A 4,766-nucleotide genomic window follows, 5' to 3' on the forward strand; every position below is an offset into this window, starting at 1 on the left:
AGGGGAAGGGTAGTTGTGCGGACGGCGAGGAGATATTTAGGGGTAATGATGCGGAGTGTAAGCCTTTTATGGGGTGACAATAGGGTGGAATGGATAAAGGAGAAGAAAAAGGACGTGCGCGGGCACGTCCTGGGAGAGGGGTTATTCGCTCCAGCTGACTAAGCCTAGCATCCAAGTAAGTAGAATCAGACCACCGAATACGATGCGGTAGTAGGCAAAGGGAACATAGTTTTTACTGGAAACAAATTTCAGCAAAGCTTTTACTGCTAATAAACCGGCGATAAATGCTGCGATAAAACCGATGGCAATTTGTCCGACATCTTGCAAGGTAAAGAGTTTGTAGTTTTTTAAGATGTCGTAACCTGTAGCTGCAATCATCATTGGTACGGCAAGGAAGAATGAAAATTCGGTAGCCGTTTTACGTTCCAGTCCCCACAGCATACCGCCCATGATGGTACTGCCTGAACGTGATGTCCCAGGGATAAGGGCACAAATTTGGGCGCATCCTACAACAAATGCGTCAATTGGGCGCATATCATCGACATGGTTGACTTTAGGTTTGGCTGTTGTTTGGCGTTTTTCAACCCATAAAATGAAGAAGCCGCCCAATACCAGCATGGTAGCAACGGTAATCGGGTTGAAAAGATGCAATTTAATTTGTTTACTGAATAAGAGGCCAACAATCGCAGCGGGGATGAACGCGATAAATAAATTCAGCACAAAGCGATTGGCTGTTCGCTCTTTGCCTAGTCCTTTTATGATATGGGTAAATCGTTGGCGATATTCGAATACAACGGCTAATACGGCTCCGAGCTGGATGGCGATTTCGAATACTTTTCCGTTACTTCGGAAATTCATTAAGTCGCCGAATACAATCAAGTGACCGGTACTTGAAATGGGGAGGAACTCGGTTAAACCTTCGATGATACCGAGAATAAGTGCTTTAAATAAAATCAGAATGTCCATAAGTTTTCAGACGGCCTTGAGGCCGTCTTTCTTTTATTGAATAGTTAAAGTGGTTTTGAGGATTGTTCGCGGCGGACTTTAATGATGAGCTCGTCTATGGTTTTCATACCGGCTTTCCAGTCGCTACCGTTGAAATTGACTTTGTATTTACCACCGACAATGATAGTTGGTGTGTTTTCAATTCGATAAGTTTCCGTCAATTGCTGCATTTTTGCAGCAGCCGATGCGGCAGCAGGGTTGTTGTAGGCTTGAAGCAGTTTTTTACTGTCAAAACTTGTCTGTTTACCGACCCATGTGCGGAATACATTTGCATCAGCCAAGTTAATCTTCTGTTCGTAAACAGCTTTGAAGATAACTGGATTGGCCTGATATTTTAAACCTGAAAGATTGACGGCAGCGGTTACCTTGGCCAAACCCAACATTTCAGGCATCCAAACGACGTGCTCTGTCCGTAAGGAAACATCTTTGGCGAAGGTTTTGCTGTGTTGCAACAAAACCGGATCGAGATGGTAACAATGGACACAGAAGTAGCCGAAAAATTCTAGCACTTCAATTTTTCCGGCTTGCTGCTGCGGGATAGGGCGATTAAGAACGGTATAGTCCACGCCTTCGGTAGCAGCCTGCGCACTTAGACTGAGCAGGCTCAGGCTGAGTGCGGCAATAGTTTGTTTCATACGCTGCTTCATCAGTGATTCCATTATTTGGTAGAACGAATCAAGCTGTTGATATTATGGCCTTGCAGGTTTTTTTGCAGTTTCACAGCGGCTTCCTGCGGCATGGTGTTACTTTGAACTCGATAAATGGTTTTGTCGCCGTTTTGCGATTCAACCACTTTGGAAGAAACACCTAAAATAGCCAGTTTTGCACGTTGTGAGTCTGCGCTGGAGCGGTCTGCATATGAACCAAGTTGCAGGAAGGCTTTTTTACCGCTGTTGGCAGCTGCTTCAGCTTTTTCTGCAGACTGTTTACTTGCAGCGTTGCTGCTTTCTTTTGTTGCAGAGGCATTTGCTGCTTTACGTGCTTTTTCGATGCTGCCGCTGTTGAGGATTTGCTCAGGTGTCGGCTTGTTTTGTTTTTTGGCTTCGGCTGCTTTTTTCTCAGCCAATTTGCGCTCGGCACGCTCTTTTTGTTTGTCGGTCAGTTGGTCGGCCGCTTTTTTGTCTTTTGCAGTTTTATCAGCAGCTTCTTTTTCAGCTTTGGCTTTTTCTGCGCGTTTTTTTTCTAATTCGGCTTTTTTCTCGGCCAGTTTTTTCTTAGCGGCTTCTTTTTCTGCTTCCGCTTTTGCGGCTTTTTCTTTGGCTTCACGTTCGGCTTTGTCGGCGGCAGTTTTGTCTGCTCTTTCTTTGGCTTCGCGTTCGGCTTTATCGGCAGCGGCTTTTTCAGCTTTTTCTTTAGCTTCGCGTTCGACTTTTTCTGCTTCGGCTTTATCCGCTTTTTCTTTGGCCTCGCGATCGGCTTTTTCCTGAGCCTCTTTTTCTGCTTGTGCCGCTTTCTCTTCAGCTTCTTTTTCAGCCGCTTCTTTTTCAGCTTTGGCTTTTTCTTCATCTGCTTGGCTGGACGAATTGTCGGTAGCAGGGCGTTTCTCTGCTTTGTCTTGAGGCTTCAGGATTTCAGGTTCTTCGCTTTGTTTAGGCTGAGTCAGCTCTTTGAAAACGTTTTGGTTGCCTTGGTTCAAGAAGAACAAAATACCGGCAATAATACCTGTTGCCAGTATCAGGCCGAAAAAGAAACCGGCCAAGCCTTTGCCATATTGTGTAGATTTTTTCATGACTTACCTTGTAATAATGGGTTCAGACGGCCTGAAGGGAGACTGTCTGAGTTTGAATTCGATATTTTATCAATAACCGTTATGGACGGCAAAATCCTGATGCTTTGTTTACTCTAGTTTTACTTAAATATAAAGATTCAGGCCGTCTGAAAAGTTAGAGGGCGCGACGGAAGCCGATGGCTTTCATCACATGGGTTTTACTGACTTCTTCGTCTCCTGCCAAATCGGCCAGCGTACGGGCGACGCGCATGATGCGGTGGAAGCTTCGAGCGGAAAGGGACAGTTTTTCGAGCATGGTTCCCAAGGCTTCTTGCGCTTCTTTTTGGATACGGGCTTTGCCATCGAGCTCGCTGACACTCAATTCGGCATTAACTTTGCCTTGTCGGCCGTATTGGATTTTGCGCGCGGCGGTAACGCGTTTTAATACGGCGGCACTGGATTCGCCGACTTCTTGTTGCATCAGCTCGGCGGCGGAAAGGCTGGGTACTTCGATGGTTAAATCAATGCGGTCGAGTAATGGCCCTGAAATTTTGCTGCGGTAACGGGCGATGCTTTCAGGCGTGCAGCGGCAAGGTTTGGACGGATGACCGAGATAGCCGCAAGGGCAGGGGTTCATAGCGGCGACGAGCTGGAACTTGGCCGGATAAACGGCTTGGCGTGCAGCGCGGGAAATATGGATTTCGCCGTTTTCCAAAGGTTCGCGCAATACTTCCAATACTTTACGGTCAAACTCGGGCAATTCGTCTAAAAACAACACACCGTGATGCGCCAATGAAATTTCACCCGGACGCGGGTCGGAACCGCCGCCGACCATGGCGGCCGAGCTGGCGCTGTGGTGGGGACTGCGGAAAGGACGGTTGCTGTCGAGTTGCTGTTGATGGTTGGGCAGGAGCGAACGCAATGCCCAGACTTCGACCAATTCGTCTTCGGTCAAAGGCGGAAGGATACTTGGCAAGCGTTGCGAAAGCATGGATTTGCCTGTACCTGGAGGGCCCATCATCAGCAGGCTGTGTCCGCCTGCCGCGGCGATTTCCAAGGCGAGGCGGGCGGTATGTTGGCCTTTGACATCAGCTAAGTCGGGTATTTTACTTTGTTCAGACAGCCTTTGTGGCAGTTTGCATTCGGTTTGTGTCAACGGTTCGATGTCGTTTAAATGGGCGGCCACTTCGCCCAAAGAACGTGCGCCATAAACCGCAATGCCACGCATGACGGCAGCCTGCTCAGCATTTTCCTGCGGCAAGACGAAAGAACGTCCCGCCTGCATGCCCTGCCATGCCATGGCCAGCGCGCCGCGTACGGGACGCAGCAGCCCGGACAGCGCCAATTCTCCGGCAAACTCATATTGCGCGAGCTTTTCAGGATTAATTTGTCCCGATGCGGCAAGAATGCCCAAGGCAATCGGTAAATCGAAACGGCCGGATTCTTTGGGGAGGTCGGCCGGTGCGAGGTTGACGGTAATTTTCTTGGCGGGGAAGTCGAAGCCGCTTTGGATGATGGCGGCACGCACGCGGTCGCGGCTTTCTTTGACTTCAGTATCGGGCAAACCGACGATATTGAAATGTGGCAAGCCGTTGGCAAGGTGGGCTTCCACTTCGACCAACGGCGCGTTCATACCGCTTAAGGCGCGGCTGTAAACCAAAGCAAGCGACATGTTTCAGACGGCCTTATTCGGCGGCTTCGGTTTGTTGTACGATTTCGGCAACCGCTTCTTCGGCAGCTTCTTCGGCCGCTTTCAAAGCGGCTTCTTCAGGCTCTTGGGCGGCTTCGAGTTTGGCCAAACGGGCTTCCAATTCGGCCAGCTTGGTACGGGTTTTAATCAAAACCTGTTGTTGGATGTCGAATTCTTCTCGGGTTACCAAATCCATGCGGTTGAACGCGCTGCCGAGCATGGCTTTAACGTTTTTTTCCATGTCTTTGGCAGGGCTGTTGGCGATGGTTTCGCTGATTTTGGAGCTGACTTCTTCAAAAAGTTGTTTGCCGAACATAATCCGTATCCTTTATTCAGAATGTATATAGAAATTCAAGTGGCTAT

Annotated in this window: 5 protein-coding genes; all 5 read right to left on the reverse strand. The window is 48.7% G+C overall.

The features are described 5' to 3' along the window. Window positions 1-141: 141 nt before the first annotated feature. The 5 genes from ACTHUT_RS14120 to ACTHUT_RS14140 all read right to left on the reverse strand — a co-directional run bounded on the left by ACTHUT_RS14120 (window position 142) and on the right by ACTHUT_RS14140 (window position 4,719). A complete protein-coding gene (locus ACTHUT_RS14120) occupies window positions 142-966 on the reverse strand; it encodes an undecaprenyl-diphosphate phosphatase (RefSeq protein ID WP_070838655.1) in 825 nt (274 codons plus the stop codon). 44 nt (window positions 967-1,010) lie between these two features. Then, complete coding sequence (locus ACTHUT_RS14125; protein WP_440385541.1) at window positions 1,011-1,652, reverse strand: thiol:disulfide interchange protein DsbA/DsbL; 642 nt, start codon at window positions 1,650-1,652, stop codon at window positions 1,011-1,013. Window positions 1,653-1,663: 11 nt separating this feature from the next. Next, window positions 1,664-2,734 (reverse strand): SPOR domain-containing protein, encoded by a 1,071-nt coding sequence (locus ACTHUT_RS14130; RefSeq protein ID WP_440385542.1) that lies wholly within the window; start codon window positions 2,732-2,734, stop codon window positions 1,664-1,666. 154 nt (window positions 2,735-2,888) lie between these two features. Then, window positions 2,889-4,385 (reverse strand): YifB family Mg chelatase-like AAA ATPase, encoded by a 1,497-nt coding sequence (locus ACTHUT_RS14135; RefSeq protein WP_440385543.1) that lies wholly within the window; start codon window positions 4,383-4,385, stop codon window positions 2,889-2,891. Between the two features lie 13 nt (window positions 4,386-4,398). Then, window positions 4,399-4,719 (reverse strand): accessory factor UbiK family protein, encoded by a 321-nt coding sequence (locus ACTHUT_RS14140; RefSeq protein ID WP_049349661.1) that lies wholly within the window; start codon window positions 4,717-4,719, stop codon window positions 4,399-4,401. Window positions 4,720-4,766 lie beyond the last annotated feature (47 nt).

It is taken from the genome of Neisseria sp. P0022.S010, from assembly GCF_051956635.1.